We start from the raw sequence: 14,763 nt of genomic DNA on the forward strand, positions 1-14,763 counted from the left end.
AGGTGACCGAAAATGTTGATGCGCACCGATCCTTTCCGTGACCTCGACCGCCTGACCCGACAGCTGTTGGGTACTGCGTCGCAGCCGGCGGTGATGCCGATGGATGCCTGGCAGGAAGGTGAGCGGTTCGTCGTCGAGTTCGATCTTCCCGGCATGGATCCGGGTTCGCTCGATCTCGATGTGGACCGGAACGTGTTGACGGTGCATGCGGAGCGGCCGGTTCGTGGCGGGGAGGAGGAGATGATTGCGGCTGAGCGTCCGCGGGGTGTGTTCAGTCGTCAACTGTTTCTGGGCGAGAACCTCGACACCGAGAATATCGATGCCGGCTACGACGCTGGGGTGCTGAGGTTGACGATCCCGCTCGCGGAGCGGACCAAGCCCCGCAAGATCGAGATCAGCAGCGCCGGGAACGGCAGTGGGAGCAGCAAGGAGGTGAGCCACAAGCAGGAGAGCAAGCAGATCGATGCGTGAACAGCACGCCGGAACAGTCCGCAGTCCACAACAGCATGTTTCGAGAGGGTGCAGCGACAATGACTGGGGTCGATGATGTCGAGATCGCCCGCATCGCCGAGGATGAGTGTGAAGTAGTCGGCAGGGGTCGGCACGGTGACTCGGGGTGGGAGAGGCTGGGTATCCGCCTCGGGCACGAACTGGAATACGCTGCCGTGGTGGAAGATTCGGATCAGATTCTCGCCGATGCGCTCACTCCGGCGGCGTGGGTGTTACTCACCCGGATTGCCGGCTGCACCCTCGACCCCCGCTTGGTGGCCCCGCCGATCATGATGTCCCGGTATACGTATCGGGCTCCGGTGACGCGGCCCCGGGCTACCCAACGCTCCCCTCCGCAAGGTTAGGGGTGTGGGCGGGTTCCTCGTTGCCCGGCCCTCGACGGCGCAGCGAGGAACCCTCGGGTGTGAGGACTTGCGGGCAGGGTCCGTGGGTTCTTGTGCGGTGGTTGCCGAGACGCTCACACACTGTGACGTCTTTTGCGAGTACCGAGCAGCAGCGGGTACAGACCTTGGACGGCGGAAAGCGCGAGAAGTGTGACCCGGCTCGGCAATCAACTTTCCCGGCGCGCAGCGTGAACGCACACCGTGCAGAGTTTCGCCCGAACACACTGTCTACGAGTTATTTCGGTCTACGAGCTTTTTTCGACTGACGGCGAGGTTGCGTGATGGAGCGGTACAAGTTCACGTTCGCGGATGGATCGAGCACCCAAGAGTTCTTCGAGTCGGACAACGAGGCGATCGTCGCGGCGACGGCCGCCAACGGAGGTAGCAGTTGGGGGTTGTATGTCCAGCGCTACGACCATCGCGGGTTGTTGTTGCCTACGAAACTGCCGCCCGGTGGGCATCGGGGCACATGGTGCCCGAAGATCGGCGTGCCGAGTCCGGCGCTTGTGCCGGATCCGGCTTCGACGCCGTGAGGGGTTTACAGGACCGCGGGCGGGGTAACAGGCGGTCAAAGGACATGAAGGAGTACTCGCATGGATGTCGATGACCTCGATGTGGTGGTGTGGCCCGAATCCGAGGAACGTGAAGCGTGGTGGCGTCAGGTCGTCACAGTAGGCAGCGCCGATGCGGCGTCGGCGACGATGACACCGAATCGGAGTATCGAGGACGCCTCTTCTCGGATTCTGCACGCTGCATAGTTCGCCGCCAGCAATGTGTCTGCCTGTGGGGGGTGGTAATCCCATCCGGAATTGTCGACACGGCTGGCGGAGTGAGTTGTGCGTCCTTCCCGTGGGCGAGGGCGTGCAGGGTCCGTCTGGCCGTTACTGACGAACGATCAGACGGGCCCCACCCGGCTCATGTCGCGCGCTCTGACGCCGTTCTCGTACTGCTACGAATCTTCAATCATCAATGTGTGAAGGACCTTTCCGATGAACGTCCCGACTTCGATCTCGAACTCGCGGCCGGCTGTGCGCAGCGGTTCGATGAGTACTGCCGAGATCAAGGCTCGTATCGAGGCGATGTACGCCGACCGAGGCACTCTGGTTCCGAAAGCCGCCGGTACAAAGTCCTGAATATTCGCTGGGGCCGATGGGGGAGCGGCAGCGGGGGCCGTCCGTAGCCGCTTACGGAAATTAGTGGGTCAGGGTTCGGTGGGGAAGCAGTAGCGTCGGCGCATGTGGGCGAGGGCGGCGATGTCGTCGTCGGTGCACTCGGTGGCGGCGATCCATCGGCAGGCTTGCTGGTAGTCGGCGTGCGTTTGGGCCCGGCTCTCGCCGGTGATGCCGACGTAGGGGCAGTGTTCTGTGTACTCGGTGTCGTCGGTCTCGAATTGGGAGAGGTAGGCGGCGAGGACGGCTGCTTCGCGCCGGAATCTATTGAGCACGGAAACCTCCGCCACGACAGTGTGGGGACGGCCCTGCGGTGTTGCGTGTCGTCGGGGACGGGTGTTCTGGCATCGGTTCGGGTGCTCCACTCGGCCCCGACCTGATGAAGTACGTGCATGATCGACAATCGAGATTGACGGTAGCATCGACCGCCTGTAGCTATCAACAAGCTACCGGGCGCCGTGTTCGGGGTTCTGGGGTGCGCAGAAGGATGGCGGCGATGGAACCAGCGACGGAAGTTGCGGTTTGCGTGCGGGTTTCGGTTGCGCCTTGCGCGCGGGTGGCGGCGCGTGTGCGGTGTTCACGGTCAGCGGTGTGTGACCGGTGGTGGTCGAAGACTTTTCGGGTGGATGATCTCGACGCGGTGCACGGCTTCTACGAGGCTGTCGTCGTTTCGCCGGGTGTGGGCGATTCGCCGGCTGCTGGTGACGGCAGCCGGCGAATCGGGCGTATCCCGTTGGCTCGCGTTGTGTGGGATGCGCGCGGGCCGTTGCCGGTTGGTGCTTGCCGGGGAGGGCCCTGTTCGGCGACTCGTTGCCTGTGCAGCGTTCCGCCGTCAGGGTGGGGTGCCCGGTACAGCGGGTGGTGAAACCGGTGCAGCGTCAGGGCGGATGGGCGTGCACGTCACGTTTTGTCGGTGGCCGCGGGGTTTTCCCTGAGGCGTGCGGGCTGTGTGCGTCAACGATTTGCCGATGCTGCCCTTGCGGTGTGGGGCATGGACGTCGTCTGTGCGGGGTATGGCCATTGACAGGGGAAGTTCGGCAGGAATCGAGAAGGAGAGAAGGCCATGAGTGGGCAGGAATCCGGTGCGGTGACGGGTACGCGGGACAAGGACTACAACTTGATCTGGTTCGTCGAAGCGTCGTTGAGTAATGCGTTGCGTATGCAGACCTACATCGATGATGCCGAGCGTGACGGGGACGGCGAGGTGGCCGATCTGTTCCGCAAGGCGCAGAGCGAGAGCAGTAAGGGTGCGGAGATCGGGAAGAAGTTGCTGCTCGACAGGCTCGCCCAGGCTGCCGTATGAGTCTGGTTCGCCGTGCTGATGGGCCAACCCAAGAGGGGTCAACCCCGCAAGGATTGCCGGACGGGAGATCGCGATGATCAATGTTGCAGTGCTGGTGGTTCTGTTGTGTATAGCGTTGGGTGTCGTTGCGCGCCTTGACCTTCGGGAGCGTTAATCGGCTGGACGGGGCAGATCCGAAGTTCCAGCGTGCGCGGTAGGAGCGGTGTGCCCCCGATGGATGCGCCGCGCGGACTCAGAGGCTGAACGACTTTCGGTGTTGACGGATCTCTTTCGTATTGTTCGGCGATGAGAGTAGGTGGTGGGTCCGTCACCCGTTGAAAGCGGTGTTGGACTGGCTTCGTAGTGGTTACCCGGAGGGTAATCCGGAGAAGGATCATTTCGCGGTGTTGGCCCTCCTGCGCCGCCGGCTCAGTGACGACGAGATCGACCAGGTGGTGGCGCTGTCTGTCGAGCATGCGCATGAGACTCCGGACCGCCACATCGACTACGAGCGTGTTGGTGAGCTGATCGCCGGCGCCATTGGTGAAGCACCGTCCGCGGAGGACATCGAGCGCGTTACTTGTCGGCTCGACGAAGTGGATTGGCCGTTGGCGACGTCCGAGTCGCATGACGGAGACGACGATGATGGTGCAGTCGATTCGACTTCCCATGAGACGCTTCCGAAGTAGTTGTGCTGCAGGCATTCGCCGACAGAAGGCGCCAACGGAGCAACGTCATCGGAAGGTGCATCTTCGGTGGTTGCCGGTTCGTGGGGGTGCCGCGTGCTTCGGTGAACCCAGCAGCCCACAGATGCTGACACAGCGGTCGGGCTGACACAGGGGTCGCGGTTGTTCACCACACCTGGCGTTCGTAGGTTGCTGCGGCGACGGTGAGCAATCGTGCGACTTCGATCGGAGAACGGTGCCACAGGTGCGCGAGGTCTTCGATTCCGGTGACTGCGATGTCGAACAGGGAGGGGATGACGTTGACGCCGACAGCGTCGGGTTCGGGTACTCGTTGGTGCAGGTCGTAGTAGATGATGGCTGTCGTGGCTTCGGGTAGGTGTCTGGGGCCGGGGAAGATTTCGTGCCGGTCGGGGGTGTGGTTGTCGATGGCGGTGAAGGGGTGGCTGCCGGTTTCGAATGCGATCAGGTCGAGCACTGTGGCGCACAGGATGGTCGCTGATTCGTACCATTGCCGGTAGGTGAGTTCTGCGGTGTCGCGCAGGGTTTCGCTTCCTTCGGTGTCGTCGGTGAGGTGGGCGCATATCAGGGCTGCGCAGTGTTGGACATGCGTGTTCGAGGGCAACAGTGGGCTCCTTCGACGGTGAATCCGTCGGGTACCCGGAAGTGGTGATCGGTGCACATTCGTGTTCTTTTCCGCGGCAGCGTTCTTGTGCTCGGTCGAGGCACGGTAGTCGGGTGTCGGTGAGATTCGCTGCTCGTCTTTCCACCGGTACCGACTGCGTGGCACGGGTTGTTTGAACGCATACCGGTTGGGGAAGGAATCGGGCATGAGTGCAGCGGAGCAGACGTATCATCCGGGGCAGAAAGCGCCGGTCAGCGGTTTCTACGAATGTGATTGTGGTGACGCGCACCGGGTCAGCACTGATGTCGCCGGCCATGTGTTGCCGCCCTTGCCGCAGGGGCGCTCGGGTGGGGTGTGGCGTTTGAAAGAAGCTCGGCCACAGTAGAGTTGATGTGCACACGTGAGATGGGCGGTACGCAGCCAGGGAAGGTACCTCTTCGATGTCGACAGACCTGTCCCCGTGCGAGTTATCCGTCGGAGCCGTTCGAGGTGACGAAGCAGCTCGCGAGTGAGCTTGTCCGCGAGACGGGGGTCGACGGGGTCGGTGTCGCCGTTTTTGCGACCGAATCGACACGCGATCTCGTGTATGCGAGTGACGGTGTCGCGGAGGAGCTCGACGAAACGCAGTTCACGCTTGGGGAGGGACCTTGTCTGGATGCTTTCCGTTTCGATCGCCCGGAGCTGCATGCCGACATGGCCGGCGGTGAGGCCCGTGCGCGGTGGCCACTGTTCACGGCCCAGGTGTTGGGCTTGGGTGCGGCGAGCGTCTACGCGTACCCGCTCGGGGGTGGAGGGTCGCCGTTCGGGGTGCTCGAGTTGTACGGAAGTTCGCCGGTCTCCCTTGCGCCGAGTGAGGAGGTGAAGTGCCGCTCGTACGCGCACACGATCGCTCATGCCGTGGTCTCCGAACTCGCTCCGGTGTACGCGTTGACGTCGGGGAGTGATGTAGGGGTGTTCCGGCGTGGGAACGTGAACATTGCGTGCGGGATTCTTGCTGCGTACCAAAGGATTTCGACAGCCGAGGCGATGGTGCGTCTGCGTGCGCTCGTTGGTGAGATATTCGCGGAGGTCGGCCCCATGGTAGACGATGTCGGTCTGCCACACCGATAACACCGGTGATCCTGACGGAGAGGGCGCGGCGGGGGTGAAACGGTGCGCGTATATCGGTATGAGGCGCGGCCACATCGGTGACGTCCGCATGCTGGCTACCGACGCCGGCCTGATGAACCGCGGGTCGCGCCTGGTGTGGAAGGCCTGCAAGATGGACGGCCGTGCATCGCGTTTTCGTAGTGAGCCTGATCGCAGCGGGCACAACGCCGCGGCCTAGGGGGCGGCGCCTCTCCCGGGCCGCTGCGTTTACCGAGGTTTCCCAACGGCCTTATGCACATGACTATTTCGACGTATTGTGCAGATGGTGCAGACGTCTGTCTCTGTGGGTCAGGATTACCATCCATCCATCCTGCCCTGTGATTCGGATATGGCTGATTGTTTTTAAACAGGTTGTGCTGCAACATATTTTAGACGCACTTCCGTCTAGGGTGATCCAATCCTTCGACAAGGCACGCACACGACATTTTACAATTCGGCACCCGTCAATCCCGCTCGTTCAGGAACGCTGGAGCGGAATCTCCGCAAGCGTACCGGCGATCGCGAATCCGCCTGCGATCGCGCAGCCCGCGATTCGAGTGCGTCGCGGCAGATTGGCTGTCATGGCGAAGGCGCCGGTATCCCAGACATCGACCGCCACGCCGGCTCGCAGCAGCGTTCGAACTGCTTTCGGGGCGCACAGAGTCGCAGCGAAAAGGCCGCCACCGATGTAGATTTCACGGATTCCGAAGGTTCGAGCCGTTGCGCGGACGGTTGCACGTGCCGCGTCAGGTCCGGCGATGAGGTCGTTGGCGCGGGTGGGCGCGATCATATGTGCCACGCCGATCGCCGTACGAGCCAGACCCACAATTTCGGGGAGGTGGCGGACGAGAGTTGAGCGGCGGGCGGACGATGTCGAACCGAAGGTCATCTGTGTGTTCCTTACCTCGAGAGAGTTGTCTGTTCGCGTGCGATACGCCGGAGAAGTCCCACCGATTTTTTGATCCCGTATGCCACCACCGTTTTTCGGCCGTTGGGATGCGTCCATTGGAGCAAAGCTGATCCTTCGTTCACGGAGCCGTCGAGAACGGTCGGCTCACCCAGGAGGGGGAGTGGGCCGACCACTTTGATCGACAGTCCCAGGATTTCGGTCCAGAAGTAGTCGTCGGTCGGAGGGCATGTGGGTTCGAGACCCAGTGCCGAAGCGGCTGCGACTTTCCCCTGGGCGACTGCGTTCGACCAGAACGGTTGCCTGCGCTGTGGCACCGAGCTACAAAAATGGGTGACGTCTCCGGCAGCGAAGACATTCGGTATTGCGGTCGCGCACCGGCGTCGATACCGACGCCCTGTGTGTCGGCGGCACCGGAACTTTCGAGCCAGTGCGAGTCGGGAATTTCGCCGGCGCAGGTCACGACGAGATCCGCATGTAGTTCTCGATCCGAGAGGGCTATTCCGGTGACGGGATCGCCGATCAGTTCGACGGGCCGATCGGTGCGCACTATCTGCACCGGCGAGGATCGCGCACGGGCGGTGATTGCCCCGGACAGAAACGACCCGAGGATACGTTGGAGCGGTGCATCGACGTCTACCACGGTGACTGCGATGCCGCGCGCTGCACATACACTGGCGACTTCCATTCCCAGAAAGCCGGCGCCGACGACGATCGCTGAATCGGCCGCGTCGAGGCGAGTGCCCAGCTCCCGGGCGTCGGCGAATGTTCGCAACACCAACTCCCCGTGTTGGGTGGGGGCACCGATACGGCGGGCTCGAGCTCCGGTTGCGACGATGAGGGCATCGAAGCGAACTTGGCGTCCATCAGTGAGTAGAACTGCTTGTAGGTCGGTGTCGAGGCCGGTCGCGGTGCCGCGGATGGCAGTGATGTCGAGGTCCGATAGATCCCACACCTCGGCTTCCTTCGCCCCCTCTTTGAGGATGTGCTTGGACAACGGTGGCCGGGCGTAGGAGCCGTCGCTGTCTGCCCCGATCATCGTGATGGGTCCGAGGTGGCCGCGCGCACGGAGTTCGCGTGCAGCTGTGCATCCTGCAATGGAATCGCCGACGATGACGATGTGGCGATCGGAGGTACTCACTGTTGCTCTTTCAGCGCGGCAACGGGGCAGGCGCCGATCGCCGAGCGGGCGCCGGGAGCGAGCTCGTCCGGAATGTCTGTATTTTCGTACGCATAGGAGAGTTCGCCTTCGTCGTCGAGGCTGAACACCTTCGGCGCCTGTTCGGTGCAGATACCGTGGCCTTCGCAGCGGTCCCAGTCGACGCTGATCTTCATGAGAGTGCCTTTCCTGCTGCGACCAGCTTCAAGGGAAGCCGCTCGTATCGGTGAATGACGTTGTTGATTGCACGTTCCGCGCTGCCTGCAGGTTCGATACGGGCGACGCGCCGGGCGAGGATGCGCAAGATGGTCTGTGTTTCGAGACGGGCCAAGCCTTGGCCTGCGCAGCCGTGTGTTCCGGAGCCGAATCCGAGCTGGCGTGCAGCGTCGCGTGTGATGTCGAATGAATCCGGATCGTGCCACTCGCGCGGGTCTCGGTTGGCGGAGGCGTACACCACCAGCACTCGACCGCCTGCGGGGATCATCGAGCCTCCCACGTCGGTGTCCCGTGTCGCTCGGCGGGAGAACGCGCGGATCGGCGACTCGAAGCGAACGACTTCGTTGACCGCGTTCGGGATCAGATCGGGGTTCTCGCGAACGGCCTGCCATTGGTCGGGGTGTTGCGCGAACAGATTCAGCGCGCCCGAGATTGCGCCGATCGTTGTGTCCAGAGAGGGTGCGAGGTAATCGATCATCAAGGCAGGACACTGTGACTTGTCGATCTTGTTTTCGTCGGCGGCGATGAGAACGTCTTCGCCCATGCTGCCGGGAACCAAAAGGTGCACACATGAAAACTGCAGTTGTTACCGGAGCATCTTCAGGCATCGGCCGTGCCGTCGCCCGAGCACTACTCACACGAGAATTCCATGTGATCGGAACGAGTAGGAATATCTCGGCGATCGCCGACCCCCTGCCAGGCGTCGAGTACCGCGAACTGGATCTGACCGAATCCGAATCCATACAGTCTTTCGTCAACGGCCTCCAACACATCGACATCGACGTGTTGGTCAACAATGCGGGCGAAAGCCAATGCGGCCCAATCGAAGAGCTGCCCATTGACGCCGTGAGGCGTCTTTTTCAGCTCAACGTCTTCGGTCCGGTGGAACTGACCCAGCGCGTGCTACCCGGCATGAGGGTGCGTGGGCGCGGCACAGTCGTCAACGTCGGATCGATGCTGGCGAGCTTCCCCCTGGCCTACCGCTCTTCGTACGCGGGAACCAAAGCCGCGATCAAGGCCTTCTCGACGGCAGCCCGTTACGAACTGAAACCGTTCGGCATCGACATCACTACCGTCGAGCCCGGCTCGATCGACACCGGACTCTCCACACGGCGCACCAAATACTGCGGACCGCATTCTCCATATCAACGCGACTTCACAACTGTGATCGCGAAGCTCGACGCTAAAGAAGGACAAGGCATTTCGCCAGACACCGTGGCGAGAACCGTCCTGAAAGCCGTCGAGGCAAAACGCACACGCCCAGTCTACGCAGTCGGAAGCAATGCACCCGTGGTCCTCCTGGCGCAGCGGATGCTCCCACGCACAGTTATGGAGACATTGACGGCCAGGGCATACGGACTCCCCAGTCGGCGTCCGATTTGAGGGCTGCTGTTGGTTGTTCGATACGAAACGTGTTGGGAGGGAGGGGGTGCCTCGGCACTCCGATATCCTTGCTTCCGCTACACGCTGGTATCGATTTGGCGGTGGTGGGCGAGCTGGACAAAGAAACATTGACGTGTGCGCGAAATGTGGCCAATGCTCGATAGGCAGACAATCTGAGCGCGTATATTGACCGATAATCCGCCCACCGCTCGATCGTGCACTTCAGAAAAGATATCGTGCACTTCAGAAAAGATCTAGTGTGCATATAGGCCAGTTGACTGCTGATGTCGTGGCTCTAAGGCCAACAAGGCGACACGGCCCGCCGAATCCTCGCCAGGCCTGCCAGCATTGGTCGGCACGGCTCGAACATGGTTCTGCGCCCAAGATCAGACCTCTCACCACTGCAGCCACGCGCACAATTTCTGCCCCTCATCAGAGTGGGTGAATGATCATCGGCACGAGAGAAACAGCTAAATCACAGTGAGCACATATCGTCATGCCGCCGAAGACTTTGACTCCACGGTCAGCACCGCAACGCCGGCCGCTGCTGCGAGTGATGAGCCGACGGTGGAGGAGGCTACCGCACTATCTTGGTCGGAGGGTTCTTCCGGCGTGTTGGGGAGTGAATCCCAGACAGCTGCAGGCAGCGACTCCGACGGCGGCGATGAGTTTCTGACCCCGGGACACGTCGCTGCGCTTTTCCACGTCACCCCGAAAACCGTCGGCCGCTGGGCCATCGAAGGAAAAATTGGATACATTACGACTGTCGGTGGGCACCGCCGTTACCGCCGCGCGGAAATTCATGCTCTCCTGCGCGCACTCAGTTGCCCGAAAACTGACTGAGTCCAAGCCCAAGGCTCCGAGCCCGGCACTGCCGTAGGTCATGGAGAGGAGAACCTTTCGTGGATTTCGTTGTTCGGGCGGTCTCGACTCTGCCGAAGGTGGCCGGTTCGGTGGTGGAGTCGAACAACTGGCGACTGTATGAAGGGTATCCGTGGGTTGACTGGTTGTTGATTGCTCGTCTGAGCGTGCTGGTGGTCAGGGTCCGACCCGCCAACTGGGAATTCGACGATTGGGTGCGGTGCGGTGAGCAGAGCGGTCTGTTCGGCCCGGATTGTCGTGTGTGGGAGGAGTTCTTCACTCAGCCGCTGACTGTCGGGAGCGAAGGCTCCTGGGTGGACGGCCGTCACCGTGCTGCGCTGATTGCAGCGTCGGGGGCACCTCGGGTGGTCGTAACTGATCCCCGATGGCGTCCCGCGTGGGCATGAGAGGGGCTGACAGGTTCAAAGCTTCACAGGCCCCAATCGGAAACCCTAACCGCACCACCGCCCAGCGAGTCAGCAGCTGGACGGTCTTGGTCCTCGTCCTGACGGGCACGACATGTTCGGGCCGGTCGTGCGTGAGCCCGAAACGGCATCACTTTGCTCGCAGTGCTTAACTTTTGTCGCGCCACCTAACAGTCCCTTGACGACTGGATAAGCCGTCCGGGCACCGTAAAGGACATACGAGATTTGCGACCGGCAAGTCTGGTTTGATCATCCTGTGAAAATTACTCGTTCGGCCGTGTTCGCGGCCACAGCCATCTGTGCCCTTCTTCTCGCAGCATGTGGAAGTAGTGACAAGACGTCGACCGCGATTTCGACTACTTCAGTGGCCGTAACGTCCCCGACGTCCACCGCGAAGGTAGTTCCGTCGGAATCGGCCGGTAACCCAGCAGCCAAGACGGCTTCAGATCCTCGTTGCGCTCCCGCCAGCGCAGAGCTGACATCTCTCGTTAGCTCCGGACTATCGACCAGTGGCTATGGGTTGACCAACGGAACTGTGATCACCGATGGTCCGCTCACCTTCTACGGGGCGACCACAGTCGATGGCGCGGGAAAGACCAAGAACCGCTCCGACGTGTGGGTAATCAACGGCAATGTCGCGTACGCCTCGACTGGTGGCGCACGAAACGGTGGAAGCTGGAGCAAAGCAAGTGATGCACCCTTGAAGATTTCAGCAGGCGACGAGCGGGTTCAGGCCGTCGACAAGTGCGTCGTCAACATCACCACGGGCTGAACCGCACGGGCAAGGCCGGTGCGCACCCAGACAGATAATCCTTTGCCAGTTACCGTATTTCAACGGTAGCTGGTTCCAGGAGTAGGTACAGCGCGCTATTTTGCCGCCGTCCCCAATGAACTAGTTCGGTGGGCGATGCCAGTCGAGAGTCTGGTTGTGGGCCGGCCTTGAATGCGTAGGCGATTCGTTGTCTGCAGTGATGAGTGCCCTGGATCCACTCAAGGGCTTCGAGCACTACGCCCGGGGAATGAACGCGCCACGTATTGGGGAATCTGCAGCACAGCTCGCCGACCGCGATTTCCGGGATCTGCGTCCTGGTCCTCTCGTGTTGCGTTACCAGCAACATTATTTGATCAATTGCGGTTTGTTTTTTCCGTTCCGGGTTGTGTGAAGCCGGGCAGTGTCCACTTGGCGATCATGCGGTCCTTCAGTTCTGGTCCTTGTCCGAGGAGATAGATCAGGAAGTATCGATCTTCCTGGGGTTCGAATTTGATCCGGAATCCTCTTGCAGTGCCGGCGTCCAAGGCCGCGAGAGCTTCCTCTGAATTGACTACCTTCGCCGACCCGTGGATGACCCCGGCATCGCCGAGAGCGAGTTCCTTGGATCCCAGCTTGAGCGTGAAATCCTTCCACGTGAAGTGAGCGGGGCCGCTTTCTGTGAGCTGTGTGCGTAGTTTCGGTGAGTCCAAGCCGGACAGAGGCGCAGTCCAGTTGGTGATTCGGGGTGAGGCTGTGAGGTGTCCGTCGATGATGATCCGCGCGACGCGCAGGTTCACCCGCTCCCAGGGGGTTATTTCTTCCGGAATTGCGAAGGAGTGGTTGCAGAATTCCTGTACCACGCTGAGATCGAGTGCGATGCCGTATATCTCGGCGAGTTCTTGTTCCAGTGCCGGGTCGGTCGGCTCCCCGTTGGGTTGATGGGATGCCAGGAAGTCGTCTTTGATGTAGACCTTGAAGATCCCGGGCGACCGCAACGAATCGAGGAGGTCGAGAACAGCTAGTGCATCCTTGGGGCGAATTCTGTGAAAATTGTACGAGAGACGGGATTCTCCCGATCCCCCTGTGCTGATCGGAGCCAAAAGCTCAACCTCTAGGTGCTCGTAGAACGAGATTTCGAGTGAGTAGCCGACTGATCCGTGGTTGATGTAAGTGATTCGACCTTCGTGCGCTGACCTGAGTGTCCCGTCGGTGCCGAAGAAGCGAAGCTCAACGAACTCGCCGACCGCAGGGTTGTCGTTGAGTGGCTCCATCCGGACCGTGACATTGCCGGGTGTACCGGCAATGGCTTGGGGCCCCCGGATCACCATGTTGTTGACGACGTGCGGCGGTAGCACGATTGCTCCGGAGGCGCCGAAATTCATCGACTGCTCAAATTTTCTGCGCACATCGTCGTGTTCAGGGCCGAAGACGCTGTCGAAGCTCACGGTGATGGGGCTTTTCTTATGAGCGTCAGTGTCTTTGGGGCGGACCGTGTAGGTAACTTTGTCGCCTACCCGGGAAAAGTCGGTGGCCCAGAAGAGGTCGGTGGAGTCTGCTTGTGCTCCGAGGTCCAGTATCCGGCGGGTGAGCGGTTTGGAATTGCCGGTGAGCGTCTCCGTTTCGAGACGATACAACTCGACTTCAGGTCGCAGGTGATCGCGCCGGAGGTAACGATAGACGTCCGGAAACTCGGCAATCAGGACGTCCAATCCCACACGGTCGAGAATGGTGACGGGCGGCCGGTCGGGTCCTCCTAATCCCTCAACGAATGTTCGTTCGCCAGGAGTGAGCTTTGCGGGGATCACGAGAATCCACTCGGATGGGGGCGGCGACAGCTTCGTCGCTCGTTCGAATGAGTTGCGAATCTGTTTGTGGCGGGTTGTCTTCTTATCTCCGGAGAATCCGTCTGGGAAGTACTTCAACTGGTGGATGCGCCGGCGATCACTCTGTCGAACTTCGACGTCGATTCCGCCGTCACCGCCCCGCCCGTCCGGGCAGGTCACTGTCGCAATGCCCTGCCACTTCCGCGTCAGCAGCGTCTCGACGATTCTTTCGAAGTCGTCCTTCCCGATCTTGTCCCAGTCCACGCTCAATTCAATAGCCTTTCAGTCGTCATCGCAGAAAGTAATCACCATGTGTGCGCTTGCACCACCAGCAGTTGTTCCATTTATCCCGCCTCAGGCAGGGGCTAGGAACTCGCCGATGCGTAGCGTGGGTGGAGTTGGCGTGCGGCTTGTCGAAGGTGTTGTGGGTATTTCCGTCCGACGCGTGGGTCTACTGAGGCGTGTGTTTCCCAGAGGGTGATTGCGGCCTCTGTAGTGGTGAGGGAGGCGTAGAGCAGGTCTGCGACGACGCTGGTCAGATCGGTGGCTCCGAGTAGGTATCGTGTCGGCCAGGTTGATCCGTGTGCGATACCTGATGCGATCGAATATTTTTCGCGTGTCAGGTTGGCCATCGGCCGGCCTGACTTCACTAGCCTGTTGGCATCGATCCATTCGGCCGCCGCGTCGATGGTCTGTTCCATGGTGAGTGCGCCTTTGACCCCGGAATCGATCAGTGTTTGCATCACGGATTCTGCGTTGCGTTTCTGCGTCTTGAGCTCGATCACGTAGGCGGGTGTCTCAAACGCCATCGGCGCGCTGGCGGAGTTCGCAGCGGCTTTGTCCAATCGATTTACCTGTTCGGTGACATATTTCTTGTGGCGTTGTACTTCTTCCCGCGTAATCCTCAGCGCCCGGCTGCGGCGTTCGTCGCGGTCTGGCTCGCAGAGCACCCACACGGCGCGGGATGCAGACTCGAGCGCAGATCGGCAAAGCGTGATTATCGAGATTGTCCGCATCTTCCCTGTTGGTTCCCATTGGTCGATGAGGTGAGCTACCGTCGTCAAATTCTCCGCCGCGCTCATCGCGGGGAAGAGGGAATGGTGCAGTACGAGAGTCTCGGTGCCGATGAAGTCGCTGACTGCGGCAGGAAATCCTTTGTCGTCAAGATCGACGGAGCTACCCGGTTGAACTCCGCTTGGTGCGCGTTGCCACGGGATCAGAAGCTTTGCGGCGGATGCACGTTCTGAAGCACGGGCTTGGGCAGGAATAAATGCCGATGCAATTGCGCGAGCTGCGACCGCGTCCGGTTCGGTAAGGCGCCGGCGGTCGGCTTGAGATCTTTTGCGGGTCGCTTGTTTGAATCTACCCATGGAAATTTCCCTTCGGTGCAGCCCGTCGATCTCGGCTTGGTACGGAGATTATGACAGTCCCGTCAGGCGAGCCTGACGGGAATTATTG

22 protein-coding genes and 1 pseudogene are annotated in these 14,763 nt (G+C 61.0%); 15 read left to right on the forward strand and 8 right to left on the reverse strand.

Annotated features, from left to right (window positions below; all coding sequences use genetic code 11):
- Nucleotides 1-12: 12 nt before the first annotated feature.
- The 5 genes from V2B23_RS29810 to V2B23_RS29830 all read left to right on the forward strand — a co-directional run bounded on the left by V2B23_RS29810 (nt 13) and on the right by V2B23_RS29830 (nt 2,026).
- Entirely contained in the window at nt 13-471 is a 459-nt protein-coding gene (locus V2B23_RS29810) for an Hsp20/alpha crystallin family protein (RefSeq protein ID WP_430953551.1), read from the forward strand.
- A 59-nt stretch (nt 472-530) separates the two neighbouring features.
- Nucleotides 531-854: a hypothetical protein gene (locus V2B23_RS29815; RefSeq protein ID WP_256922219.1), complete on the forward strand. Its 324-nt coding sequence runs from the start codon at nt 531-533 to the stop codon at nt 852-854.
- A gap of 320 nt (nt 855-1,174) precedes the next feature.
- Nucleotides 1,175-1,426: a hypothetical protein gene (locus V2B23_RS29820; protein WP_019749823.1), complete on the forward strand. Its 252-nt coding sequence runs from the start codon at nt 1,175-1,177 to the stop codon at nt 1,424-1,426.
- A gap of 60 nt (nt 1,427-1,486) precedes the next feature.
- Nucleotides 1,487-1,651, forward strand: coding sequence for a hypothetical protein (locus tag V2B23_RS29825; RefSeq protein WP_019749824.1), 165 nt, complete (start codon nt 1,487-1,489; stop codon nt 1,649-1,651).
- Nucleotides 1,652-1,882: 231 nt separating this feature from the next.
- The gene (locus V2B23_RS29830) at nt 1,883-2,026 is read left to right on the forward strand and encodes a hypothetical protein (protein WP_170320444.1); all 144 of its coding nucleotides are present in this window, start codon (nt 1,883-1,885) and stop codon (nt 2,024-2,026) included.
- A 68-nt stretch (nt 2,027-2,094) separates the two neighbouring features.
- On the opposite strand, the gene V2B23_RS29835 is transcribed toward V2B23_RS29830, so the two are convergent.
- On the reverse strand, nt 2,095-2,337 hold the full coding sequence (locus V2B23_RS29835; protein WP_430953552.1) for a hypothetical protein: 243 nt from the start codon (nt 2,335-2,337) through the stop codon (nt 2,095-2,097).
- A gap of 347 nt (nt 2,338-2,684) precedes the next feature.
- Here V2B23_RS29835 and V2B23_RS29840 point away from each other — a divergent pair, with 347 nt between their 5' ends.
- From V2B23_RS29840 to V2B23_RS29850, 3 genes are all read left to right on the forward strand, one after another.
- Nucleotides 2,685-2,927 (forward strand): hypothetical protein, encoded by a 243-nt coding sequence (locus V2B23_RS29840; protein WP_125461370.1) that lies wholly within the window; start codon nt 2,685-2,687, stop codon nt 2,925-2,927.
- A gap of 198 nt (nt 2,928-3,125) precedes the next feature.
- Nucleotides 3,126-3,365 (forward strand): hypothetical protein, encoded by a 240-nt coding sequence (locus V2B23_RS29845; RefSeq protein WP_430953553.1) that lies wholly within the window; start codon nt 3,126-3,128, stop codon nt 3,363-3,365.
- Between the two features lie 314 nt (nt 3,366-3,679).
- Nucleotides 3,680-4,033, forward strand: a complete 354-nt coding sequence (locus V2B23_RS29850; protein ID WP_420911569.1) for a DUF3349 domain-containing protein — start codon at nt 3,680-3,682, stop codon at nt 4,031-4,033.
- A gap of 163 nt (nt 4,034-4,196) precedes the next feature.
- On the opposite strand, the gene V2B23_RS29855 is transcribed toward V2B23_RS29850, so the two are convergent.
- Nucleotides 4,197-4,652: a hypothetical protein gene (locus tag V2B23_RS29855; protein WP_133053468.1), complete on the reverse strand. Its 456-nt coding sequence runs from the start codon at nt 4,650-4,652 to the stop codon at nt 4,197-4,199.
- 205 nt (nt 4,653-4,857) lie between these two features.
- On the opposite strand from V2B23_RS29855, the gene V2B23_RS29860 reads away from it, so the two are divergent.
- From V2B23_RS29860 to V2B23_RS29870, 3 genes are all read left to right on the forward strand, one after another.
- Complete coding sequence (locus tag V2B23_RS29860) at nt 4,858-5,037, forward strand: hypothetical protein (RefSeq protein ID WP_080911123.1); 180 nt, start codon at nt 4,858-4,860, stop codon at nt 5,035-5,037.
- A 104-nt stretch (nt 5,038-5,141) separates the two neighbouring features.
- Complete coding sequence (locus V2B23_RS29865; protein WP_430953554.1) at nt 5,142-5,762, forward strand: GAF domain-containing protein; 621 nt, start codon at nt 5,142-5,144, stop codon at nt 5,760-5,762.
- Between the two features lie 58 nt (nt 5,763-5,820).
- Nucleotides 5,821-5,979, forward strand: a complete 159-nt coding sequence (locus V2B23_RS29870) for a hypothetical protein (protein WP_430953555.1) — start codon at nt 5,821-5,823, stop codon at nt 5,977-5,979.
- 279 nt (nt 5,980-6,258) lie between these two features.
- On the opposite strand, the gene V2B23_RS29875 is transcribed toward V2B23_RS29870, so the two are convergent.
- The 4 genes and pseudogenes from V2B23_RS29875 to V2B23_RS29890 form a co-directional block, all read right to left on the reverse strand.
- Nucleotides 6,259-6,669 carry a hypothetical protein gene (locus V2B23_RS29875; protein WP_019749828.1) on the reverse strand — a complete coding sequence of 137 codons (411 nt, stop codon included), beginning with the start codon at nt 6,667-6,669 and terminating at the stop codon, nt 6,259-6,261.
- A 139-nt stretch (nt 6,670-6,808) separates the two neighbouring features.
- Nucleotides 6,809-7,828, reverse strand: a complete 1,020-nt coding sequence (locus V2B23_RS29880) for an NAD(P)/FAD-dependent oxidoreductase (protein ID WP_430953556.1) — start codon at nt 7,826-7,828, stop codon at nt 6,809-6,811.
- Nucleotides 7,825-8,022, reverse strand: coding sequence for a ferredoxin (locus tag V2B23_RS29885; protein WP_007728158.1), 198 nt, complete (start codon nt 8,020-8,022; stop codon nt 7,825-7,827). Before V2B23_RS29885 ends, V2B23_RS29880 begins: the two co-directional genes overlap by 4 nt.
- Nucleotides 8,019-8,621 (reverse strand): annotated as a pseudogene (locus V2B23_RS29890) (cytochrome P450); the annotation flags it as partial. The pseudogene V2B23_RS29890 and the gene V2B23_RS29885, both read right to left, overlap by 4 nt.
- An 11-nt stretch (nt 8,622-8,632) precedes the next feature.
- Between V2B23_RS29890 and V2B23_RS29895 the strand changes: the two are divergent.
- The 4 genes from V2B23_RS29895 to V2B23_RS29910 all read left to right on the forward strand — a co-directional run bounded on the left by V2B23_RS29895 (nt 8,633) and on the right by V2B23_RS29910 (nt 11,503).
- On the forward strand, nt 8,633-9,445 hold the full coding sequence (locus tag V2B23_RS29895) for an SDR family oxidoreductase (RefSeq protein WP_019749834.1): 813 nt from the start codon (nt 8,633-8,635) through the stop codon (nt 9,443-9,445).
- Nucleotides 9,446-10,060: 615 nt separating this feature from the next.
- Complete coding sequence (locus V2B23_RS29900) at nt 10,061-10,288, forward strand: BldC family transcriptional regulator (protein ID WP_051730820.1); 228 nt, start codon at nt 10,061-10,063, stop codon at nt 10,286-10,288.
- A 59-nt stretch (nt 10,289-10,347) separates the two neighbouring features.
- On the forward strand, nt 10,348-10,713 hold the full coding sequence (locus tag V2B23_RS29905) for a hypothetical protein (protein WP_033237205.1): 366 nt from the start codon (nt 10,348-10,350) through the stop codon (nt 10,711-10,713).
- Nucleotides 10,714-11,095: 382 nt separating this feature from the next.
- Nucleotides 11,096-11,503: a hypothetical protein gene (locus tag V2B23_RS29910; RefSeq protein ID WP_051730819.1), complete on the forward strand. Its 408-nt coding sequence runs from the start codon at nt 11,096-11,098 to the stop codon at nt 11,501-11,503.
- A 353-nt stretch (nt 11,504-11,856) separates the two neighbouring features.
- Here the strand turns inward: V2B23_RS29910 and V2B23_RS29915 are convergent, their stop codons facing one another.
- Complete coding sequence (locus tag V2B23_RS29915) at nt 11,857-13,569, reverse strand: hypothetical protein (protein WP_430953557.1); 1,713 nt, start codon at nt 13,567-13,569, stop codon at nt 11,857-11,859.
- Nucleotides 13,570-13,670: 101 nt separating this feature from the next.
- Nucleotides 13,671-14,675 (reverse strand): hypothetical protein, encoded by a 1,005-nt coding sequence (locus tag V2B23_RS29920; RefSeq protein WP_430953558.1) that lies wholly within the window; start codon nt 14,673-14,675, stop codon nt 13,671-13,673.
- Between the last annotated feature and the right edge of the window lie 88 nt (nt 14,676-14,763).

The organism is Rhodococcus sp. 24CO (assembly GCF_050586165.1).
Lineage (GTDB): Bacteria > Actinomycetota > Actinomycetes > Mycobacteriales > Mycobacteriaceae > Rhodococcus_F.